At 68.0% G+C, this 21,845-nt stretch carries 18 protein-coding genes; 12 read left to right on the forward strand and 6 right to left on the reverse strand.

From position 1 onward, the window contains the following. Positions 1–52: 52 nt before the first annotated feature. Positions 53–1,117, reverse strand: coding sequence for a DUF58 domain-containing protein (locus tag KF745_12065; GenBank protein MBX3359148.1), 1,065 nt, complete (start codon positions 1,115–1,117; stop codon positions 53–55). A 220-nt stretch (positions 1,118–1,337) separates the two neighbouring features. On the opposite strand from KF745_12065, the gene KF745_12070 reads away from it, so the two are divergent. Together KF745_12070 and KF745_12075 are read left to right on the forward strand one after the other, a co-directional pair. Next, a complete protein-coding gene (locus tag KF745_12070) occupies positions 1,338–3,665 on the forward strand; it encodes a protein kinase (protein ID MBX3359149.1) in 2,328 nt (775 codons plus the stop codon). Between the two features lie 171 nt (positions 3,666–3,836). After that, the gene (locus KF745_12075; GenBank protein MBX3359150.1) at positions 3,837–4,493 is read left to right on the forward strand and encodes a hypothetical protein; all 657 of its coding nucleotides are present in this window, start codon (positions 3,837–3,839) and stop codon (positions 4,491–4,493) included. Between the two features lie 65 nt (positions 4,494–4,558). Here KF745_12075 and KF745_12080 read toward each other — a convergent pair whose 3' ends face one another. Both KF745_12080 and KF745_12085 read right to left on the reverse strand, forming a co-directional pair. Next, positions 4,559–5,386, reverse strand: a complete 828-nt coding sequence (locus KF745_12080; protein ID MBX3359151.1) for an aldo/keto reductase — start codon at positions 5,384–5,386, stop codon at positions 4,559–4,561. A 45-nt stretch (positions 5,387–5,431) separates the two neighbouring features. After that, positions 5,432–6,709, reverse strand: a complete 1,278-nt coding sequence (locus KF745_12085) for an FAD-dependent oxidoreductase (protein ID MBX3359152.1) — start codon at positions 6,707–6,709, stop codon at positions 5,432–5,434. Between the two features lie 63 nt (positions 6,710–6,772). Here KF745_12085 and KF745_12090 point away from each other — a divergent pair, with 63 nt between their 5' ends. Beyond that, positions 6,773–7,351 carry a pyridoxamine 5'-phosphate oxidase family protein gene (locus KF745_12090; GenBank protein ID MBX3359153.1) on the forward strand — a complete coding sequence of 193 codons (579 nt, stop codon included), beginning with the start codon at positions 6,773–6,775 and terminating at the stop codon, positions 7,349–7,351. Between the two features lie 25 nt (positions 7,352–7,376). Next, positions 7,377–8,414: an aldo/keto reductase gene (locus KF745_12095; protein MBX3359154.1), complete on the forward strand. Its 1,038-nt coding sequence runs from the start codon at positions 7,377–7,379 to the stop codon at positions 8,412–8,414. 2 nt (positions 8,415–8,416) lie between these two features. On the opposite strand, the gene KF745_12100 is transcribed toward KF745_12095, so the two are convergent. Beyond that, a complete protein-coding gene (locus KF745_12100) occupies positions 8,417–9,082 on the reverse strand; it encodes a hypothetical protein (protein ID MBX3359155.1) in 666 nt (221 codons plus the stop codon). A 240-nt stretch (positions 9,083–9,322) separates the two neighbouring features. Here KF745_12100 and KF745_12105 point away from each other — a divergent pair, with 240 nt between their 5' ends. From KF745_12105 to KF745_12140, 8 genes are all read left to right on the forward strand, one after another. Next, positions 9,323–10,885 (forward strand): polysaccharide biosynthesis protein, encoded by a 1,563-nt coding sequence (locus tag KF745_12105; GenBank protein MBX3359156.1) that lies wholly within the window; start codon positions 9,323–9,325, stop codon positions 10,883–10,885. Positions 10,886–11,062: 177 nt separating this feature from the next. Beyond that, complete coding sequence (locus KF745_12110) at positions 11,063–11,413, forward strand: hypothetical protein (GenBank protein MBX3359157.1); 351 nt, start codon at positions 11,063–11,065, stop codon at positions 11,411–11,413. Positions 11,414–11,524: 111 nt separating this feature from the next. Beyond that, positions 11,525–12,040, forward strand: coding sequence for a dUTP diphosphatase (dut, locus tag KF745_12115; protein ID MBX3359158.1), 516 nt, complete (start codon positions 11,525–11,527; stop codon positions 12,038–12,040). 203 nt (positions 12,041–12,243) lie between these two features. Continuing rightward, positions 12,244–14,862 carry a hypothetical protein gene (locus KF745_12120; GenBank protein MBX3359159.1) on the forward strand — a complete coding sequence of 873 codons (2,619 nt, stop codon included), beginning with the start codon at positions 12,244–12,246 and terminating at the stop codon, positions 14,860–14,862. A gap of 116 nt (positions 14,863–14,978) precedes the next feature. Then, positions 14,979–15,191, forward strand: a complete 213-nt coding sequence (locus KF745_12125) for a hypothetical protein (GenBank protein ID MBX3359160.1) — start codon at positions 14,979–14,981, stop codon at positions 15,189–15,191. 19 nt (positions 15,192–15,210) lie between these two features. Next, positions 15,211–16,218 carry a tRNA pseudouridine synthase A gene (locus KF745_12130; protein MBX3359161.1) on the forward strand — a complete coding sequence of 336 codons (1,008 nt, stop codon included), beginning with the start codon at positions 15,211–15,213 and terminating at the stop codon, positions 16,216–16,218. 517 nt (positions 16,219–16,735) lie between these two features. Continuing rightward, the gene (locus KF745_12135; protein MBX3359162.1) at positions 16,736–18,037 is read left to right on the forward strand and encodes a glycosyltransferase; all 1,302 of its coding nucleotides are present in this window, start codon (positions 16,736–16,738) and stop codon (positions 18,035–18,037) included. Then, complete coding sequence (locus KF745_12140; protein MBX3359163.1) at positions 18,034–19,863, forward strand: hypothetical protein; 1,830 nt, start codon at positions 18,034–18,036, stop codon at positions 19,861–19,863. The genes KF745_12135 and KF745_12140 overlap by 4 nt, the downstream gene beginning before the upstream one ends. Before the next feature lies 1 nt (position 19,864). On the opposite strand, the gene trpS is transcribed toward KF745_12140, so the two are convergent. Further along, positions 19,865–20,938: a tryptophan--tRNA ligase gene (gene trpS / locus KF745_12145; GenBank protein ID MBX3359164.1), complete on the reverse strand. Its 1,074-nt coding sequence runs from the start codon at positions 20,936–20,938 to the stop codon at positions 19,865–19,867. Positions 20,939–20,998: 60 nt separating this feature from the next. Continuing rightward, the gene (locus KF745_12150; protein ID MBX3359165.1) at positions 20,999–21,835 is read right to left on the reverse strand and encodes a hypothetical protein; all 837 of its coding nucleotides are present in this window, start codon (positions 21,833–21,835) and stop codon (positions 20,999–21,001) included. Between the last annotated feature and the right edge of the window lie 10 nt (positions 21,836–21,845).

The following is a 21,845-nucleotide window of genomic DNA, read 5'->3' on the forward strand; positions in this document are numbered from 1 at the left end:
CCTCCGGACGGCTCGGCGCCGATTCGTCGTGCGTGGTTACCTGGGCTCCGCACTATCCGAGCTTCCCGCGCTTGATTCCCGCGTTTCGCCTGGCCATGAACGCCGCCATCGGCGGCCCAAGCCAATCGTGCGTCGATACGCGGTGGTAGTCGAATCCGAACGACCTTGTAATCCGTTCGATCGCGGCGAGGTGGGACTCGATCGCCTCGATGTACGACGCCCTGAGAGCCCGCGGATCAACCCGCAGCCGCGCCTCCCCCTCGAGCCCCTCGAACGGCGCGGTCTCGGTCAGGTTGAAGTCCCGCTCCGCTTGGTCGAGCACCTCGAAGACAATCACATCATGCCTGCGGTGCCGGATCCGCGCGAGCGACGAGCGGTACTCCTCCGGGTCAACGAACAGGTCGGAAATCACCACGATCAGGCAGCGGTTGGTCAGTTTCGCAAGCACCTGGTCCACCACGCGTCCGAGGTTGGTCGGCCGCTCGACCGGGTGCATCGACAGAGCCCCGACGATCTGCCGCCACTGCCCGGGCGAGCTCGATCGCTTCACCAGGGCCCGCATCTCGTCCGCGAACACCGCGAGACCCGCCCGGTCCCCCTGACGGAGCGCCATGTACGACATCGCCGCCGCGACGGCGGTCGCGTGGTCGTACTTGGTCCAGTGCGCCCGGCCGTCCGGCGAGGTCGCCCGGCCCGCCCCCGACGCGTCCTCGAAGGACCGCGTCCCGAAGTTCATCGAACCCGAGGAGTCCACGAGCACCATCAGGTCGAGATTGGTCTCCTGCTGGTATTGCTTAAGGTGGAGCTTGTCCGATCGGCCGAAGACCTTCCAGTCCAGGTACCGAAGGTCGTCCCCGGGCACGTAAGGGCGGTGCTGGGCGAACTCCACCGAGAACCCCTGGTAGGGGGACCGGTGCTGCCCGCTCATCACCCCTTCCACGATCATCTTGGCTCGCAGTTCGAGCGTCCCCAGCCGGGCCAGGGTTTGGGGGTGCAGGTACAACTGCGCATCGGCATGGGAACTGGTCGCCGCACTCGGCCGCGCCACCCCCTCAGGACCCCTTGGCCCGCCGGATCCATCCGGCGATTCGTCGTGACTCCGTTCTGAATCAGCCATTCAGTCAGATCCTACCCGGACGCCTGTGCGGGTGTTCACACGTGGCAGGTTCTCGGACCCCGAACCAACTTTCATGGAGGCATCCATCGAACCGAGGTGGGCACGGCTCTAGTGTACTCCCTAGTTCTTGCGCTCAGATCTGGCTTTTGGTCCCAAGAGGGGGTTGCGCGTGCGGCGTGGCTGGCGCTTGTTCGCATGAAAGGTGGGAGTGATCGAGTCGATGTCCGACCACCCCAACCAACAGACCGATGCAGCCACGGGTGATGATCCGACGCGTACCCCGCGCCCGTCCCACCCGCTTCCGGCAGAAGTGGCGTCAGACGCCGCGGACCTCCCGGTGCCGCAGCGAATAGGCAAGTACACGATCCGGCGGCTGATTGCTTCGGGCGGGATGGGCTCGGTGTTCGAAGCCGTTCAGGAACAGCCGCACCGCACGGTCGCAGTCAAAGTAATGAAGGGGGGGCAGGGGGCGCGATCGACCCGCCGCTTCGAGCTCGAATCGCAACTCCTCGCGCGCCTCCATCACCCGGGGATCGCCCAGGTCTACGACGCCGGTGTGTACCCGACACGCCACGGCTCGGCCCCGTACTTCGTCATGGAATACGTTCCGTCGGGGCTGCCGATCACCGGGTATGCCGAGATCCACGGCCTGAACCTGCGGGAACGCCTGGCGCTGTTCGTCAAGGTCTGTGAGGCAGTCGACCATGGTCATCGGCAAGGTGTGCTGCACCGCGACCTGAAGCCCGGCAACATCATCGTCGACGATCAGGGCAACGCCAAGATCATCGACTTCGGCGTCGCCCTCGCGATCGGGGCGGACGCGACCGCCGCCAGCATCGGCACGCTCGACGGCCAGCTCGTCGGGACGTTGCAGTACATGTCGCCCGAGCAGGTCGGCGACAGCACCGTGCAGGACATCGATGAGCGCAGCGACGTCTATTCCCTTGGCGTCGTTCTCTATGAACTGGTGTACGGGCGCATTCCCTATGACGTGACGGAGGTCTCGCTCCCCAACGCCGTCCGCATGATCCAGCAGGTTCCCTGCCGCCCGCCTCCGGAGTCGCTGCGGGAGGTTCCCAACGAAGTCGCGCGCCTGATCGAGGCCGCGACCGAGAAGGACCCGGCCCTGCGCATCCGCTCCGCCGCAGATCTGGCGAGAAACACGCAGCGGTACCTTGACGGTGAACCGCTCGACGTCCTCCGCGCCAGCCTTGCCTACCTCGCCGCCGCCAAGACCCGCAGCTACCTGCACCGCCATCGAGCCGTGCCACTCGCGGCCATCACTGTGGCTTCGGTCGTGGTCGCGTTCCTGGTCGGCGTGCCATTGGTGTACCGGTACACGTCCCTCAACAGCGCCTACGAGCGGAGTCTGGCCGGACTTGGCGGAGGCTTCGACCGGTTCGAATCGGTCCGGATGATCGGGATCGGAGTCGATGAGGAGACCGTGGCAGCCGCGGCGGAAGCGGGGATCACTGACTTTAAGGGGAACGCCGAAACAACCAGGCGACTCAACACCGCGCTGATGGAACGACTCCTTGGTTCGGGCGCGCGAGTGGTCGCGCTCGACTTCCACATGCCCTCGCGGACCCCCATCGATGAGGGCTTCGCGAGCGCAGCGAGATCTCTTCGGCAATCGGGTATCGATGTGGTGGCGTGCTCGGTTTCCTGGGCGCCGGTGAGCCAGGATGACTATGCCGGCATGAGCCCCACGATCGCCCGTGAGGTGCAGGTCGGCACCGCCTCCGGCCAGTTCAGCGACCACTACCTCTGGAAGCTCGACCTGTTCGTGCAACGCGGCGACGAGCCGCCGCGAGAGTCCCTCGCCCTCGCCGCCTTCGGATGCTGGCGCCACCCCGGTGTCGAACGGGTCGTCGGCTTTGACCGTCCCAATGCGACGGTGACCGTCAACTACGTGGCGCGGGAGGCCGAGGCCCGTCACATCATCCGGACCATCGCCCCGACCGACCGCGTCGTGCTCACCGCGGGGCACGAACCCGAAACTCAGGGGGATGCCGGCTTCGGCCTGCGGCCCGGCGACACGGTCGGGTATTTCGCTCTCCCGATGCCGCCGATAGAGCGATTCAGGGAAGCGATGTACTCGGCGGCGCAGGTTCTCCGTGCTTCACCCGGGCAGCTCAGGGAGTGGTTCGAGGGAAAAGCCGTCGTCGTCGGCCGGACCGATGTCGAGGCCGACACGTTCCCTCATTCGGCCCTTGGAAAGGCGCCCGGTTTCTGGGGGCACAGCTCCGGCCTCGAGCTGCTCATCCGCGGTGCGGCCACGTGGTCGCCGTCGGCCAACCACGGCTACGCGGCGACGCTCATCGGTGCCCTGCTGGGAATCCTGTTCGCCGCCCTCTGGCCCCAGCGAGCCCTGATGCGTGCCCTGGCGGTGGCCGGCGCGGCGGTTCTCGCGATAGCCGCAAGCCTTGCGTGGTACCGCATCGATATGACAGTCTATTTCAATCCCATGGTTCCGCTCGTGGCGACCCTGATCGCGGCCGAGGCCGGCTCCTTGTTCCTGCGCCGGTTCCACGCCCCCAGCACCTGATCGTGCCCGACGCCCCGGGGCTCAGCGGGGCGATTCGTAGACAGGAGTTCAGACGATGGAGCACGTACTCGTGGCCTGTTCGAGGTGTATCCAGGGCTTCGGGCAAGCGGTCCATAGCCGCAGGGCTCGGCGCCGTTCCGCTCTCCCGAGCGACGAGATGGAGGTGGCATCATGACGGTCAAGAGCGTCGGCCTGTTAGGCGAGAGCGGAAACACCCCGGCCTGGGTGTTTGCTGTTGCCGGCACAGTTGATCCCTCAGGGGTTCGGTACGCGACGGGCGGTACCACCTTCATCCACACCCAGTTCGATGTTCCGGGCGACTCGGAAGATCCTCGCGATTACTACATCATGCTGTGCACTCTGGCGGAGAACGGTGTCGCGGCAGGCGAGTTCAAGCCACCGTGGCTGAAAACCACGATGGACAACGCCCCGGTGTTCGAACTTGAGTCCGCTGGCTCCGGCCAGCCCGATCCCATCGCCTACTTCGCCGCCGGAGCCTGGGGGTTCCCCATCGGCCGAACCAAACGGCTCACCGGCAGTTCCGAGGGGACGTTCTTTGCGATCCAGTGCACCCGCGAAACCGCCGGCGAGGTGGACCGATTCGTGCATATCTACGGTTCGGACCTCATCCTCTATCTTCCCGACGGCACACAGACGCACAGTCCGCTCAAGCCGGGGACGTTCGTTGAAGCTCGCGGCACCGGGAGCGGCATTACGGTCTCGGGCCCGTACACCTACTCGCCGAGCGAGAACGCGAATATCTACTACATGGTCGACACTCTCAAGAAGCGCGCCAACGCCTATTCCGGCCTCCCGCAGTGCCCGTAGGCGCACCATGAAGGAGATGGTTCAGGCCCGCCGCCCGGTTGCGGTGGGCCTCTGCGCTTCCAGTCTCAATCCGCTTCCATCTGATTCGCAGCCAGGGCGTTCTGCCGGAGATGCTCGGGGCTCAGCGTCCCCACCACCACGGACGACACGGCCGGGTTCCCGAGCGACAGCCGCAGCGACGCGGCGACCGGATCGGCCTGGCCCGCCGTTCCAATCCCGCGCAGGCGCCCCGACGCCAACGGCTTTTTTGCCAGCACGCCGACGCCCCGCTCTCCCGCGGCCGTGATCGCGGGCAAATCTCTCATTTCCTCCGGATTCAACGTGACCATGACAACGTCGCACAAGTCCACAGCCAGCAGCGCCCCTTCGGGAGTCTTGGTGCTGGCCCCGACGGCACGGATCGCGCCCGCCTTCTGAAGCCGGCGCAGAGCCCGGAGCGCCCCCGACTCCCGAAGAACCCACGCATCGCGCCCGTCGCTGTGCAGGAGCACGATGTCGAGGACGTCGGTCCGGAGTCTCTCGAGCGACCGCCGCACCGAGGCCTCAACCGAGGACTCGGAAAAATCGAACGTCGAGGAGCCGCGTCCATCCGCCGTCGCGGCGAACTCCTCCCCCGCCTTCGTGCACAGCAAAAACCCGCTCCGCCCACCGCCCGCCCCGGCCGAGAGCAGCGCGCCGAGACGCTCTTCGCTGACGCCGTACGCGGGCGCGGTGTCCAGCAGGGTGATTCCGACCTCCGCCGCTGCGTCCAGCAGCGCCGCCGCCTGGGCGTCCGTCGGAAGATCGAAGGCGTCCGGGTGCTTCAGGCCCTGGGTGCGGCCGATCTTGACCGTCCCCAGCGAGAGGCACGACACGCTCAATCCCGTCGAACCAAGTTTGCGACTCGGCAGCATGGGGTCCTCAGGTTACATCCACCCTGGCGTCGTCATACGCGGGGCCTATCGGCTCCACTCCAGCCGTTCATCGTTCCAAGCCAGTTCCGCCACGGCCGGCCGCGGCCAATCGGCCAGTTCGGTGTGCGTACCGGGCTTGCCTCGCGACTCGCCCGCACGCGGCGTGATCCCCCTCTCTGCGAGCAGGTCGCACACGCGGCGGGCCACCAGCGGGGCGAACGCGAGTTTCGTCGGCCACACCGCGGTCGCGGCCTCCCCGACCGGCGTGACCACCGGCTCGTCCGGACGATCCCCGTTCTCGGTCAGACCTTCGGCGCGATCGATCCGCAGCGTGGCCCATTCCGCGTTGGAGACGTCGATCCACCCGATGCACGCCGCGATCTCCTTCTTGGCTTCCGCGATGAGCGCCCCGCGATCCAGCGCCACGCCCCCCTCGGCCAGCTGGCCACCGACATACCACACCGCCCGGCCCGAACTGTCCTTCTGGGAGGTGATGGTCAGGCGGGGCTTCTCCGACAGCGCGATGCAGTGCCCGTACACCAGCGGAAGCGTGGCCGACCGCACCATGACCATGTGCAGCGGTCTGGTCTGCATAAGGTCGGGGGCCTCCGCGTGTCGGGTTGCTGGGCCGGCGGCGTCCAACTCTCGCGCAAGGCGGGCGTTGGCCTCTCCCGCCGCGAGGATGATGTGCCGGGGCGCCAGCACCAGGCGCCGCTGCCCATCCCCGGCTGCGCGCACGTTCACCCGCACACTCCCGTCCGTCGATTCGCCAAAGAGCCCGTCGGCCGCGCTGTCGCCCAGCAGGAGAGCCCCGCCGAATCGGTCCGCGAGGTTCCTGACCAGCGACCGCGGATCAAGGACCGGCTCATCGACCCGGTACACCGAGACGCTCCCGGGGGCCGCCGCCAGCGCCGCGGGCCGGTCTTTCGGATCCACGCGGCTGACCTCGGTGCGGATCACCTTAGACGCCGCGAGCCCGGCGAACTTCGAGGCGATCGACGCCGTCGTCCAGAGGTGCTGATGATCCCTGAGCACCTGAGTCTCACTCAGGTCCACCTCACCGCGTCCTGCGAGACACTCCCGCCAGATCTCCGGCATCGCCGCGATCGCTTGCGAGGCGCGGGACGCGGCTCCGGTCAGCGCGTACTTGACCCCCCCGTGAATGATGCCCTGCGACGCGATGGTCTGCCGCGACCCGAGCGCAGCGGCTTCGACGACCGCAATCAAGTACCCAGCCGCGTGAAGCCTGCACGCGGTCCACAACCCCGCGACTCCACCGCCGAGGATCACCACGTCCAGGTTGATGGTCTTCTCGGCGGTCATGCGGGCCCGGATTCTACAAGGACCACGGACCCGCCGACTTCCCCTCGCGCCAAGGATCCGTGCATGGGAAAGTGCTATGCCGAGATCGATGCCCGCCTCCGCGAGTTCATCCTGTCGCAGCACGTGTTCTTCGTGGCCACCGCGCCGCGGGGCGAGCAGGGACACATCAACGTTTCACCCAAGGGACTCGACTGCCTGCGCATCCTCGGGCCACAAAGCGTTGGGTACGTGGACTACACGGGCAGCGGCGTGGAGACCATCGCCCACATCCGCGAGAACGGCCGGCTCACCATCATGTTCTGCGCCTTCGAGGGCTCGCCCAATATTGTCCGGCTCTACGGCCGTGGCCGCGTTGTCGAGGCGCCCGATCCGGAGTTCCCGGCGCTGTTCGAGCGGGGCGCCTTCCCCCGCCTCACCACCGCACGCTCGATCATCGTGTTGGACATCAACCGCATCGCGGATTCGTGCGGCTTTGGCGTCCCGAGATACCAGTACGTCGGCGAGCGTGACCAGTTGGTAACTATGGGCGATCGCAGAGGCCCCGACGGCCTCGCCGCCTACCAGCGGCAGAAGAACGCGGCCAGCATCGATGGGCTCCCCGGACTCAGGTCGGCAACCGCCGACGACGGCGGTCACGCCTGACTCCCGGGGCGGCTACGGTCGGGGCATGGAATACCGCCAACTCGGCCACTCGGGCTTCAAGGTTCCTGTCCTGTCCTTCGGCGCCGCAACCTTCGGCGGCGGCACCGAGTTCTTCAAGGCCTGGGGCGCCAGCGATGTCGCCGAGGCGACGCGCCTGGTGGATATCTGCCTTGAGGCCGGTGTCACGATGTTCGACACCGCCGACATCTACTCAAAGGGGCTCTCCGAGGAGATCCTCGGGCAGGCCATCAAGGGCCGGCGCGACCAGGTACTGATCTCCACCAAGGGCACCTTCAGGTTCGGCGAGGGCCCGAACGATGTCGGCTCCTCGCGACACCACCTCACCAGCGCGATCGACGCCAGCCTCAAGCGACTCCGCACCGACCGGATCGACCTCTACCAACTTCACGCGTTCGACGCCCTCACGCCGATCGAAGAGGTCCTCGGCACCCTGGACGACGCCGTTCGCGCGGGGAAGATCCGCTACATCGGCTGCTCGAACTTCTCCGGGTGGCACCTGATGAAGTCGCTCGCGGTCTCCGAGAAGTACGGCCTGGCCCGCTACGTCGCCCACCAGGCGTACTACTCTCTGATCGGTCGCGACTACGAGTGGGAACTGATGCCCCTGGGCCTCGACCAGCGCGTCGGCGCCGTCGTGTGGAGCCCGCTTGGCTGGGGCCGTCTCACCGGCAAGATCCGGCGGGGCCGCCCGCTCCCGGAGACCAGCCGGCTGCACAGCAAACTGTCGATCGACAACGGCCCCCCGGTGGCCGACGAGTACGTGTACAGGGTCGTCGAGGCGATCGACGAGGTCGCCGCGGAACTCGGCGGCGGGAAGACCGTCGCCCAGATCGCCCTCAACTGGCTGCTCCAGCGCCCCACCGTCGCGACGATCATCATCGGCGCGCGCAACGAGGAGCAACTCAGGCAGAACCTCGGCGCCGTCGGGTGGAACCTCACGCCCGAGCAGGTGGCGAGGCTGGACGCCGCGAGCGCCACGGACCGCGCGTACCCCTACTGGCACCAGCGAGGATTCGCCGAGCGCAACCCGAGCCCGGTCTAGCGCTACCGGCTCCCCAGCGCGGCCTGCAGAATCGCCCCCGTCTCCGCCAGGTCCGTTCGCTTGGTCATCACCCGGATCACGAGGCGCTCTGCATCAACGCGGGTCTCGCCAAGCGACACCAGGGCCCCGACCGCCTCTTCCGCGGCCGGCGACAAGGCGCTGCTTCCGCCCCCCGCCCGCCGGCCGGTGCCCGCGCCCGGCACCGAGTCCAGGTCGGCAAACCCATCGGCCTTGCCGTGCAACTCGGCGATGATCGTCTCCGCAAGCCGCGGCCCGATCTTCGGCAGCTCCTTGAGCGACCGGGCATCCCGGTTGGTGATCGCCGCGGCGATCGCCCCCGGCTCCAAGGCCATCGCGTTGAGCGCCCGCTTGGTCCCCAGCCCCTTTACGGTTGTGAACAGTTCAAAGAACTCTCGTTCCCGCGGCGTGGCGAACCCCAGCAGGCGAGGCGCAAACGAAGATCCCTGGTCCGGCGATTCCAGGTACTGCAGTGTGTGCAGCGTGATCGGCCGCCCGATGGCGCCGTCGCCAGTCAGGCGAACGGCAAGGTAGTGCGGCAGCAGCACCTGGTAGGCGATCGGCCCCGGCGCGCCGTCGGCATGGAGCGGCACAACGGTTGCGGAGTGGTCGTCGATCGACTCAAGCAGGCCGGTAAGGCGGAGGATCATGGTGGGGTCAGGGTACCAGCCTGATGCAGCCGGGGAGCCTGGCGCAGAACTTGCGCTGGACGGCCCGATTCGGGTGCGCATCCCGCGTGGGTCGATGACTACCCGCCGGAGGGGGGCAGGATTGGCACGATGACCGCGATACCAGGCAGTACCGGAAATCTCGCCCCGATTCACAATCCTCCACCCGCTCCTCCGGGGATCGGGCGAACGCGCCTCAGGCTCGTGCCCGCGCGGGAGGGGGTGCTTCCCCGCACCGGCGTGCTGCTGGTCGGAACCGAGGCGACCATTGCCAGCCTCAGGCTGCAGTTGGGGCATCTTGATCCCGAGCCGGTTGTTGCCGGCTGCGTCCCGATCGGGGTGGATGGCCACACTGAGATCGCGGGCCTGCCCGCGCTTGGCCGCCTCGAGGACCTGCCGTCGATCCATGCCCGCTACCGCCTCACCGTGGCGCTCATCTGTCTGCCCGGGATGACCCAAGAACTGGAAACCCGGCTCCGAGGTGTCTTCCGGACCATCGGGGTTGACATCAAGGTGGTCCCGGCGCTGGAAGAGATCCTCCGGGCCGCCGGACCCCGCGCAGTTGCGGATGGGGGGGGACCGGGGGAGGGGGGGGGGCCCCCTGGGGCTGCCACGACGGACCGGGCCCGGAGGTACCGCCCGCCTCCTCCGTTGGACCTGGCGAAACTGGTCGGCCGCGAGCCCTATGGGCTGGATGAGCAATCGGTCCGCCGCACCCTGGCCGGAAAGCGGATCCTTATTACGGGCGCGGGCGGCAGCATCGGGTCCCACTTGGCCCGAGTGGCCGCGGCCTTCGAACCCTCTCAACTGGTTCTGATGGAACGGGCGGAGAACGCCCTCTTCGAGATTGACCGGACGATGGGGGAGCGGCACCCCAATGTGCCCCGACGGGCGGTGCTCCACGATGTGGTCGATGAGGCCGGCACCCGCCGGCTGCTCAGCGAGATCCGTCCCGAAGTGGTCTTCCACGCGGCCGCCCACAAGCACGTCCCCCTGATGGAGGACCACCCGGGTCACGCCGTCACCAACAACCTGTTCGGCACCAAGTCCATCGCCGACGCCGCGGCCGAGGTCGGGACCGAGCGGTTCGTCATGATCTCCTCAGACAAGGCGGTCAACCCGCGGTCGGTGATGGGGGCGACCAAGCGCCTTGCGGAGATCTATGTCCGTTCCCTTGCCGCCGGTCGCGCAGGCCCGAAGCCAACCGGACGGTTCAGTATGGTCCGGTTCGGCAATGTCCTGGGTTCGGCGTGCAGCGTTCTCAACATCTGGGCGACCCAGCTTGCCGAGGGCGGACCGCTGACCGTGACCGATCCGCGGATGACCCGCTACTTTATGACCATCCCCGAGGCGGCGACGCTGGTCATCCAGTCCGCGGCGATCGACCACGATCCCCTCCTCGCCCCTGTGTACGTCCTGGACATGGGAGCCCCAATCAGCATCGTCGATCTCGCCAGACGGTACATCCGGGCGTCGGGTCTCGTTCCACAAGTGCATGGAGATTCGGAGGTTACAGATCCAGGCGAAGTCGTGGAAGTCGTCTTCACAGGCACGCGCCCGGGCGAGAAACTCCATGAAGAACTCGCCTACGCCGCCGAGGCCCTGCAGCGAACGCAGTACCCCGGGATCAACACGTGGGCCGGACCGGCGCCCGAGGCCTCCGGGGGACTCGATGCGGATTCGGCGATGATCGATGAGTTATCAGCCGTCCGGACCTGCTCTGACCGGGCCGAAGTGCTCGCCGCGATCCGCCGGTACATTCCCGGACTCCCGGGCGGCCAGTAATGATAGGATTGTGTTTGGTTCTTGCAAGAGAACAGTGGGGAAGCGGTAGAATGTGCCGATCCATTCATGGAGCCTTAACCGTCTGAGTCAGGCGGTGAAAGTTCGAGCGGAGTCTCGGAGCCGGCGCCCAGGAAGGCGACGGTGTGGGTGGGGTGGCTCGTGAGGAGAACACGCGGCATGGACACGAACGGCAGGCAGCGGGTGCTGAACGAGGCGATCGAGGCCCGGGCACGTGCAGAGTCGTTGCTGTTGGATCTGGCCAAGTCCCGGTCCGAGTGTGAGGAGTTGCTCCGGAAGTCGGGCCGGACCGACGCCGTCAAGAGCGTGACCGGCCAGTCTGCGATCGACCGGGCGATTGATGAGGCCCGGCGGACGATGGACGTGCTGGAGCGGCAGATCAGCGAACTCCGGGGGGAGATGGCCATGGCGGGTGAGTTCGGGGCCGGGGACATGCGCGATGTCGTGGCGGCGGTCGAGGTCACGGTTGGCCGGTTTCGCCCAGCCGACCTGTACCGCGCCGGAGCCTGACCTCGGAGATTGATGATCGATGGGGTGTACCAACCGGACCGGCCCTCGGGCCGGTCTATTCGTTGACCCGGTCACAGTCTGATCGTCTACGCGTTGTCCTAGGCTGGGGGCATGAACGACTCCATCAACCATGTGGCCCCGGCAGCGACCTTGCGGATCAAGCGGATCTCAGATCGAGCGACGCTTCCTGCGTACCACTCAGCCCTCGCGGCGGGGATGGACTTGGCCGCGTGCCTGTCCGCCGAGGAGGAGGCGGCAGGTGGGATCGTGCTGACGCCAGTCGCCGCGGGAGGACGACCGGTCCTCATCCGATGCGGATTCGCCATGGCTCTGCCGGGGGGGTTCGAAGCCCAGGTCCGGCCCCGCTCGGGGCTCGCAACCAAGTTCGGGGTGACGATGCCCAACGCGCCCGGAACGATCGATGCGGACTACCGGGGAGAGGTGATGGTTCCCTTGATCAACCTGGGTCCGGCGGAGTTCGTGGTCGGGCACGGTGTCCGGATCGCTCAGATGGTGATTGCACGGGTCGAGCACGCGCGGATCGCCGAGGTTGACGAACTTGAAGTGACCGTGCGCGGCGCGGGAGGGTTTGGCAGCACGGGACTTGTGAGCGCAGGACAAGGCTAGCGCGCGTCGATGTTCATGGCATGTTCGCGTGGAGCAGGAACCCTGGTTGCTCCAAGTGCCTCTGGTTATTGACGTTGCAATCGTGGGTGACGATGGTAAGGTACAGAGAGCAGGGTGTGGGTCAAAGGGGGGCCGGACGCATTCGCGGCCGGCGGTGGTGAATCGTGCGCCCCATGGTGGGGTTCAACGGAGGAGCAAAAAGAATGAAGAGCCGTTCTTGTGCTCGCGGGGCTGCCGCGGCTGCGATCATTGCGTCGGCGGCGGGCGTCGCCATGGCCGGACCGGACGTCATCGTCGGCGAGTTGCCGGATCTGCAGAACTACGGCGGATCGGGTGGCAAGCACGCATACGCGGTCGGGACCACCTCCTGCAATATCGGCGACCAGGTGCTCGACTGGTACTCCGGGACGAACCAGCACCCGGTGATCTCCCAGAACCTATACCGGCTGATGAACGGGCGGTTTGAACAGATCGGCCAGGCTTGGCTCAAGCACGGCTTCTGCTCGCTGCAGGGGAACGTGTGCAACACGTGCAACGGCGACGGCAACGGCTGCAACGGGCTGGGCACCAACTGCTCAGACCCGTACAGCTCGGGCCTGAACGGCACGCAGAGCGGCCTGGGCCCCAAGAGCGAGGTGAACGCGGCGACCGGGTTCTTCCCCTATCCGTGGATCAACAACGGCTCGGGTTCGGGGACGCTCTTCAAGCGGCTCCAGGCGAACGACTCCGACCTCGGTCTCGCCGGCGCGCAGTACTTTGTTTCGAGCATGTACGTGCAGCCGCAAGATGCGCTCGCGGGCAACGACAACAACAACGAGTCGTACCGGCAGGTGACCATCGGCGGCGCGCCCAACTACACGATGTCGCTGACCGGCGCCACCCAGCGCATGAAGCCGGGCATCCAGGCCTGGAAGGACATGGACGCCTCGGTCACGCTGACGAACGTGGACATCGCGGGCGACGGTCGCTTCATCATCGGCAGCAAGGCGACCAGCCTGGGCGGCGGCCAGTACCGGTACGAGTACGCCGTGATGAACCTGAACTCCGACCGGAGCGGGCAGTCGTTCTCGATCCCGCTGCCGTCGGGGGCGGTGGTGTCGAACACCGGGTTCCACGACGTCGACTACCACTCGGGCGAGCCGTACTCGGGAACGGACTGGTCCCCCGCGGTGACCTCGTCGGCGATCACCTGGTCCACCCAGACGTTCGCCCAGAACGCCAACGCCAACGCGCTGCGCTGGGACACGATCTACAACTTCCGCTTCGACTGCAACGTTGCGCCGGGCAGCGGCGGGGCGACGATCGGCCTGTTCAAGTCCGGGAGCCCCGCGTCGGGCGCAGGTCTGGCGATTATCCCCGGCGGCGGCCCTCTGCCTCCTCCGTCGAATGACAACTGCGCAAACAACCTCACGGTCAGCAACGGCACCACGTCGTTCGATACCACGGCCGCGACGACGGACGGCCCGGCCGAGACTCTGTGCAATGTCTCGAGCAGCGACCAGATCGGCCAGGACATCTGGTTCAAGTACGTCGCCACTGGTACCGGCAGCACGACGTTCAGCCTGTGCGGCTCCTCGTACGACACGCGCATTGCGATCTACGCCGGCGCATCGTGCCCGGCCGGGGTGAACACGGCGATCGCCTGCAACGACGACAGCAACACGTGCGGTACCAACTCGCTGCAGTCCAACCTCGTGGTCGCGACCACGGCCGGCCAGACGTACCTGATCCGCGTCGGCGGCTACCAGGCCCTGTTCGGGGCCGGCACACTGACCATTACCGCCCCGACCGGCGGCGGCGGCGGCCCGGTAAACAATGACTGCGCCAACGCAACCACAATCGCGTACCCGAGCACCACCGCGTTCTCCACGGCGGGCGCCACCACTGACGGGCCGGCCGAGAGCGGGTGTGGGTTCTGCTGCAACGACAACCAGATCGGCTCGGACATCTGGTACCGCATCACGCCCTGCGCCTCGGGGACCGTCACGGTCAGCACCTGCGGCGCCAGCTACGACACCAAGCTGGGCATCTATCCTAACTCCTGTCCCGTCTCCAGCGGCACGCAGATCGCGTGCAACGATGACAACGGCCCCAGTTGCCAGACCACCCGTGCATCGGTCAGTTTCACGGCCGTCGCAGGGACGACCTACCTGATCCGTGTCGGCGGCTACAACGCCGCGACCGGTACGGGCAACCTCGTGATCACCGGTCCCACGTGCCCGGTAGCGCCGACGAACAATGACTGCGCCAACAGGATTGGGCTTGGCCTGGGCACGCAGGCGTTCAGCACGGCCAACGCGACGACCGACGGGCCGTCGACTTTCTGCGGCCAGATCGGCCAGGACATCTGGTACAACCACCCGGCCCAGTGCACCGGCCAGCTCACGCTGAGCCTCTGCACCCCGGCGCCGTCGTTCAACACCGTGATGGCCGTGTACGCCAACGCCGGCTGCACGAATCTCGCCACCAGACTGATCACCTGCAACGACAACGCCGGCGGTGCCTGCCCGTCGGGCGCTTCGCAGATCAAGATCAACATCGTCCAGGGCCGGAACTACACGATCCGTATCGGCGGCGTGGGCTCAGCGACGGGGACGGGCACGATCACCGCATCGTGCGTGGCGCACTGCCGTGCCGATTGGGACGGGAACGGCGTGATCGACCCGGCGGACATCGCCGTGTACATCAACGACTGGTCCGGTTCGGTGGGCGCCGGCACGCTGCTGGGCGACTTTGACAACACCGGCACGGTCGATCCGTCCGACATCGCCCAGTTCATCAGCCAGTGGCTGGCGGACCTGCAGTCCGGCAACTGCTCCTGATCGATCCAGAGCGTTGCAGCAACGAAGTCGCCGGCGCGGCCCCGAGGCCGCGCCGGCTTTCGTTTTGGGCTTCACCACGACCGGCGCCCGCTGCTCTGGACCTACAGTGGCAGTCCATGGATTGGACCATCGTCATCGGAGTGATCGTCGCCGTGCTGCTGATCGGCAGCGGCATGGCCGTGCTGTGGTGGAAGATCGCGGCGAGGATGGCCCCGTACAAAGATGAAAGCCCGGCACGCGGCAGGAAGACTGCCGCGGGTTCGGGTGACGAAGAGGTCGTGGTCATCCGTCGCAGCGGCGATGCGGCCCCGCACGAGAAGGGCCCCTAGGCCGCGTACGCTCACCGGCGTGAGCCACCCGAACGATCAGCACGAGCCTGCCGACTCGGGAGCGGATCCCGCCTCGATCCACTCCGCGCCCGGCGAGGCGGCGGCCACATCCACGCCGACCCGGTACCGGCTGCGGGTGGCCTACGAGGGGACCGAGTTCTGCGGCTGGCAGCGGCAGGCCGTGGCCAACCCGCATCACCCGCACGCGCGGGTCGATGAGCCTTCGGAGTCCGGCGGGACCGACGATGCCGGGCCTGATCTGGCCCCGCCAACAACCGGCGAGAGCGAACCGGCGAAACCGGAACTCAGGACCGTGCAGGGCGTCCTCCAGCGGGCGGTCCGCGAGGTGGTCCGCGAGCCTGTGGTCATCCTCGGATCGAGCCGGACCGACTCGGGCGTCCACGCCCGCGGGCAGGTCGCGGCGTTTACGGCGGGGCTGACCGGGGAACGCGGGCGCGGCTGGCCGGCCGATCGAGGCACGGAGCCGCTGGTGCGGGCGATCAACTCGAGGCTGCCGCCGGATGTCGTCGTCGTTGGGGCGGACATCGTGCCCGCGGGCTTCGATCCGATCGGGGACTGCACCGCGAAGGGGTACACCTACTCGATGCTGGTTTCGCCGAACCGTCCGCTGTGGGAGCGGCGGTGGGTGCACCACGTCTGGGCGCCGCTGGATGTCGGGCGGATGCAGGAGGCCGCCGCGGTGCTCGTGGGCGAGCACGACTTTGCTGGCTTCGCCGCGGCGGGCCACGGGCGCAAGACAACGGTGCGGCGGGTCTTCGACTGCTCTGTCCGGGAGACTCCTTCGCCGCTGCAGGCGCCGGGGGAGCAGCGGGTGGTGATCTCCATCAGTGGCAGCGGGTTCCTGTGGAACATGGTCAGGATCATCGCGGGGACGCTGCACGAGGTTGGACGGGGGAAGGTGGATGTGGCGCAGGTGCGCGAAGCGCTCGCCACCGGCGACCGGCGCAAGGCTGGGCCGACGCTGCCGGCGTGCGGGCTGTGCCTGGAGTGGGTGAAGTATGAGTAGGGCCGCGCCGAGTGCTCTTGCTGTGTGCGCGATATGGATTGCGCTGATCGGCGTTGTGTATCTGCTTCGGTTGCGATACTCGGTGGTCTGGTCCGGACAACTGGCCGGCGCCTGCATCACGGTCATGGTGGCGGAGGGGACTCTCACCGTCGGGCGCTCCACTCAAGTTCTCGGAGGAGGTCCGCTGCCTGGCTGGATGCTCTATCCGCGGAGCGATGAACTCGGCTTTGCTGCGGGACCGTTTGGCTGGTGGTTCGAGGGGCACTTCTCGGTGCAGGACAGCAGGGTTGTCATTCCGCTGTGGGCGCTGGCAATACCGACCGTTCCCATCGTCGTGTGGGCCAACCGTCGGCTCGGGATCGCGCGCGGGGGTCGCTGCCGCTCCTGCGGCTACGACACGCAAGGCTTGCCGAGCGGCATCTGCCCGGAGTGCGGGCGGGCAGAGAGGTCGTTACCCTGCGGCGTCGATGCTACCTGCTGATCCACGGAGCCTCCTGCAGCATCAACCGGTCCACACGTGCGAATCCTCCACATCTCAACCCGGCTCATCCTCGGCGGTTCGCAGGAGAACACCGTCCTGTCGTGCGAGGGGCAGGCCCGTCTTGGGCACGAGGTGCACTTGGCGTTCGGCCCGATCTACGGGCCCGAGGGGTCGTTGCTGGCAAGGGTCGAGGGCTTCAACGCCCGCTGCACGCACGGGGCCGAGCGGACGTGCTTCGGCGAAGCATGCCGGCCGATCGGGATCCACGTCGTTTCGCACCTTGAGCGCGAGATCCGGCCGCGGGCCGACCTCGCGTGCCACGGGGAACTCAAGCGGCTGGTCACGAGTCTTGGCCCTGATGTCGTGCACACGCACTCGAGCAAGGCCGGGATCCTCGGGCGGCTGTCTGCGTGGTCGGTGATGAAGTCCTCGGGCGCCGGGAAGCCGCTGGTCGTGCACACGATCCACGGGCCGCCGTTCCATCGCTATCAGTCGGCGATGAAGAACGCGATCTACATCGCGGCGGAGCGCTGGGCAGCGAGGCGGTGCCACGTGATCGTGAGCGTGGCGGACGCCATGACGGACCAGTTCCGAGCCGCGAAGATCGGTCGCGACGGGCAGTACGTCACGGTCTACTCAGGCATGGAGGTCGAGAAGTACCTCGACGCTGCGCCCGGGGAGGACCGCGAGTCGATGCGCCGCGAACTCGGGCTGCACCCGGCGGATCTCGTGCTGGGCACCGTGGCCCGCCTGGCCGAACTCAAGGGGCACGACGACCTGCTCGAGGCCCTCGGCGAGAAGCTCAAGCAGAACCCACGTTGGAAACTGCTGTGGGTGGGCAACGGATGGTGGCGCGACCGGCTGCTGAGCCGGGCCCGCGGTATGGGACTGGGAGTCGTCGAGCGCGACCGAGGACAGACCGGGCCGGGGCAGGTGATCGTCACGGGCCTGGTCCCCAGCGAGCGGGTCCCGGCGATGATGCGGGCGATGGATGTGCTGGTGCACCCGAGTTATCGCGAGGGCCTGCCGCGGACCGTGCCGCAGGGGCTGCTGTGCGGCGTGCCGGTGGTCGCGTACGACGTCGACGGCACGGGCGAGATCTGCCGCGACGACGAGACCGGGCTGCTGGTGGATTGCGGAGACATCGAGGGGCTGGAACTCGCGATCGACTGGATGGCCGAGCATCCGGACGAACGCGCCGCGCTCGCGGCCCGCGGGCGGGAAGAATGCCGGGTGAAGTTCTCTGCTGCGACCATGGTGGACGATCTGGAACTGGTCTATCGCGCGGGCCTCGAGGGGCGATCCGCGGCGGACGCGGTGAAGGGCGGCGCCGGATGATGGGTCCCGGCGCGAGGCGGGCGGCCTGGGCCGCGACGCTCGTGCTGGCGGGCGCCGCCGCTTCGGCACCGGCCCAGTTGCTGAACCTGAACTCGCCCGCAGCGCCGGCGCCGGGCGAGGGTCGGGCGGCGATCGCGCTCCGCGCGCAGATGCGGCGGGAGATCAACGATCGGCTGGCGGTGGCGACGGAAGAGATAGAAGGGGACGTCATCGGCGCGCGGGTCGGGGTCTCGGTCCGGCGGTTGATCGCGGCGCTCGCGATCAAGGGTGAGGCCCTGGGCGAGGCCGGCTCCGCCCATTTGCTCGCCGCGCGCACGCTGACGAACCGGTTGGTCGAGGTCGATGCGATCGCGGCCTGGCTCGGGGCCGATGGCGACGAGGCGCGGCGGGCTGTGGCCGAGACACTGTTCAACGCCACCACCAGGCTTGCCGTTCCCGCAACCCAGCCGGAACTTGATGCATGGCTGTGGGAGTTGCTCTCGCCATTGGTGGACGCCGCTTGGGAGTCCGGTCCCAACGCGCTGTGGGTCGGGAGGTGGGAACGCGGGGACCTTACCGCGACCCTGATCGACCTGGCCCGATCGCGCACCGGCGGCAGCGACAGGGCGGTGCGGAACGCCCGGGATTCGCTGGTCGCGGCGGGCCAGCGAGGGCGGGGCGATGCGGTCGGGGTCTTCGAGCGGGCGCTGGAACTCCTGGCACAGCGGCGGTCGCTGGGCGGATCGGTCGGCGTGATCCGCGAGGCCCGCCCGGCGTGGCGCGTGCTGGAACAGGTGTCGCGCCGGGACGAGACCGAGTTATGGGAGATGCTGGCGGGGATCGGGAGCAAACTGATGTCGCCCGCGGACATGGGGACCGATCCGTCGATCGTCGCGGTGCTCGCGAGCGTTCAGCGAGACAACGCGAACCTGGCCGACCTGCGCGCAACGAGCCGGGCGTTGACCCTCGAGCCCAAGGGGCCGTTCGCGGCCTCTCCGGCGGGCATCCGCTTGGCCAGGCTGCGGTTGCTGCGGATCGGGCAGGCCATGACGAAGCCGCCGACGGCCGCCGCGGCGAACGATGAACTGCTGGAGAGCATCGCGGTGGTGGCCCGCATCGCGGCGGTTCCCGGCGAGGCCGAGGCGAGGATGGCGGCGAACGCCGACGGAGAGGGGGCCGCCGCGTGGAAGGCAGTAAGCGGCGACAAGGCGGCCGAGTTGGCGGCGGCAATCGATGAGGCCAGGAGCGAGTGGATCGAGGCGTGGGGACGCGGCGCGGAGGCCGCGGCGGCGGCCGAGCGGCTCGACCGGCTGCGCAGCGCGATGTCCATGGTGGCCACCGCGGCGGTGGTGTTCCGCTTGAGGGATGCGGCGGTGGCGGGCGATCGCTCGGGCGTCCAGTCGTGGCCCGGTTGGGAGTTGTCGCCGATGGCCCTCAACACGCTGGCCGTGGAAGCGCAGCGGATCTCCGAGAAGGCGGTCGCGGCGGCGTTCGATGTGAAATCGACCGAGGGCGAAGCGGCGCAGAAGGAGTGGGAGGGCGGCGTAGGGCCGGCGGCCGGGGTGCTTGCCGCTCTCGATGCCGCGGCAAGGGCGGCGGGCGTGCTCGGCGCGGGGCCGCTGGCGGAGGTCGCCTCGGCGCCGGACGCGAGCGGCGATGCCGGGGTGCGGCTGTGGATGGTGGCGTCGCGGGCGGATTGCGCGGCGGTGTGCAGGTACTTGGAGGAGTGGGCGGCGGCGTCGGTCCCGCCTTTCGCGTCATCGCCCCGACGCGCAGCACTGCTGCAGTACGTCAACGCTCGCGCGGGACAGGTCCGGCGAGGTGTTGGGGAGGCGAGGCAGCCGTGACTCACCCGCCGGCGCGGAGTGAACGACTGCCAAAGTCGAGCTTCATCGCCTGCTTCGCCATGTACAGCGTCTCTTCCGCGACCCTGTTCGCTCGCGCCGTGCCCGTGCGGATGACATCAAGGGCGATGTCGTCGCCGCCGGGTTCGTCGAGTTTCGCGCGGCGCTCGCGCATCGGCTCGATCAGCGCGGCGATCGCCTCGCCGAGTTCGGCCTTGACGTGACCATCGCCGATGTTGTCCCCGGTGGTGTAGCGCCGCTTGATCTCCGCGGCCCGGTCGGCGGGGATGAAGGCGTCGACGTACTGCATCAGCACGTTGTCGGGCTTTCCCGGCTCGGTCGGGGATTGACGGCCGGTGGTGATCCGGTTGATCTTCTTCTGGATCTCCTTCGGCGAGTCCGTCAGGAAGATCGCGTTGCCCAGGCTCTTGGACATCTTGTTGACGCCGTCGGTGCCGACCAGCCGGGCCACCCTGCCGATCTTGGCCCGCGGGATCGGGAAGACCCCGCCGGCCTTGACGTGCTCCTCGGGCGGCACTCGGTTGCCCACGCCGCAGTACATCTGGTTGAACTTCCCCGCGACATCGCGGCACATCTCGATGTGCGCCTCCTGGTCCTCGCCCACCGGGACCAGCTCCGGGCGGAATGCCAGGATGTCGGCGCACTGGCCCACCGCGTACATCGGGAACCCGAACGAATAGGAGTCCCCGAGCCCCTTGGTCTCGATCTCGGTCTTGAGCGTCGGGTTGCGCATCACCTTGTTGAACGGCAGCAGCATCGCGAAGAACCACGACAGCTCGGCGATCGCCGGCACCTCCGTCTGCAGCACGATCGTCGACCGTTCGGGATCAATGCCCGCGGCGAGCCAGTCCTTCACGATGCCGATGGTGTTGGCGCGGATGTCAGCCGGCTTGTCCGCCAGCGTGGTGAACGCGTGCATGTTCGCCAGCAGGAAGTAGCAGTCGTACTCGTCCTGCAGGCGGACGCGGTTCTCCAGCGAGCCGACCCAGTGGCCCAGGTGCAGGCCGGTGTGGGTGGGCGTGTCGCCGGTGAGGATGCGGGGCTTGGTCTGGGCCATAGGGGCGAAAGCGTAGCGCGGCGGGGTGGCCGTCCGGCGCCCCACCGGCTCGTGCTGCCGCTATTGCTTCGCCGTCTCGACGATCACCTCGGCGGCCGTGGAGCCGGCGGCGGGTGGCGCGGCCGGACCGTACGTCGCCGCGACCTGGCGCCACGTCGTCTCCACCTCGCCGACGAGCTTCTCGAACGCCTCGGCCTCAGCGCGCCGTCGCGACTGGTCGACCGCCTCGCGGCTGGTCCAGGCGTTGGCGGCCTGCGTGGTCTTCGCCGTGGCCTCGGCCAGTCCGTAGATGTAGCCCGTGCGGGTGTCGATGAGCGACGCCGACGCGGTCGACGTCACCTGGGCCTCCTTGTCGGGAAACAAGCCGAGGGTGAAGACGCCCAGAGCCGGGATCACCGTCTCCGATCCGAAGACGGTGTCGAAGGTGTAGACAAAGACGATGTCGGCGTGCAGGTCCGCCGCGGCCGCGCGGAGGTCCCGCTCGGAACTGATGCGGTCGTTGATGACCAGACGGTTGACCGGCGCCACGCCGCGGACCATCGGCAGGCTCTCGAGCCGCTGGAGCTGTTCCGTGGTCTCGACCTCTCGGAGCGTGACGACGCTGAACGTGCCGCGGTTGCGGGACCCGCCGTAGGTGTACGAGCTGTAGTTCTGGTCCTGGATGCGGACGGCGGCGATGGAGGCGGGGAAACTCGCCGCGGGCTTGCGGCTCAGACGCACGGCGATATCGGCGTCGGTCAGGCCCGCCTGCTGGTCCTTGGTGATGCCAAGGGCGGCGAAATCAGCCGCCTTCCCGGGCGTCGTGTAGGTCGAGCACCCGCCGGCGAGACCGGCAACAAGACATGCCGCACCGAGCAGAATCGACGCTGCGGCCGACGTGGTCATCCGCGGTTGCATGGATCGCCTC

This window comes from Phycisphaeraceae bacterium, assembly GCA_019636655.1.
Taxonomy (GTDB): domain Bacteria; phylum Planctomycetota; class Phycisphaerae; order Phycisphaerales; family UBA1924; genus JAHBXB01.

Bases quoted from the DNA above. Each gene is read 5' to 3' on its own strand.
- KF745_12065 (MBX3359148.1), bottom strand. From the start codon at position 1,117: ATGGCTGATTCAGAACGGAGTCACGACGAATCGCCGGATGGATCCGGC.
- KF745_12070 (MBX3359149.1), top strand. From the start codon at position 1,338: ATGTCCGACCACCCCAACCAACAGACCGATGCAGCCACGGGTGATGAT.
- KF745_12075 (MBX3359150.1), top strand. From the start codon at position 3,837: ATGACGGTCAAGAGCGTCGGCCTGTTAGGCGAGAGCGGAAACACCCCG.
- KF745_12080 (MBX3359151.1), bottom strand. From the start codon at position 5,386: ATGCTGCCGAGTCGCAAACTTGGTTCGACGGGATTGAGCGTGTCGTGC.
- KF745_12085 (MBX3359152.1), bottom strand. From the start codon at position 6,709: ATGACCGCCGAGAAGACCATCAACCTGGACGTGGTGATCCTCGGCGGT.
- KF745_12090 (MBX3359153.1), top strand. From the start codon at position 6,773: ATGGGAAAGTGCTATGCCGAGATCGATGCCCGCCTCCGCGAGTTCATC.
- KF745_12095 (MBX3359154.1), top strand. From the start codon at position 7,377: ATGGAATACCGCCAACTCGGCCACTCGGGCTTCAAGGTTCCTGTCCTG.
- KF745_12100 (MBX3359155.1), bottom strand. From the start codon at position 9,082: ATGATCCTCCGCCTTACCGGCCTGCTTGAGTCGATCGACGACCACTCC.
- KF745_12110 (MBX3359157.1), top strand. From the start codon at position 11,063: ATGGACACGAACGGCAGGCAGCGGGTGCTGAACGAGGCGATCGAGGCC.
- dut (MBX3359158.1), top strand. From the start codon at position 11,525: ATGAACGACTCCATCAACCATGTGGCCCCGGCAGCGACCTTGCGGATC.
- KF745_12120 (MBX3359159.1), top strand. From the start codon at position 12,244: ATGAAGAGCCGTTCTTGTGCTCGCGGGGCTGCCGCGGCTGCGATCATT.
- KF745_12125 (MBX3359160.1), top strand. From the start codon at position 14,979: ATGGATTGGACCATCGTCATCGGAGTGATCGTCGCCGTGCTGCTGATC.
- KF745_12140 (MBX3359163.1), top strand. From the start codon at position 18,034: ATGATGGGTCCCGGCGCGAGGCGGGCGGCCTGGGCCGCGACGCTCGTG.
- trpS (MBX3359164.1), bottom strand. From the start codon at position 20,938: ATGGCCCAGACCAAGCCCCGCATCCTCACCGGCGACACGCCCACCCAC.
- KF745_12150 (MBX3359165.1), bottom strand. From the start codon at position 21,835: ATGCAACCGCGGATGACCACGTCGGCCGCAGCGTCGATTCTGCTCGGT.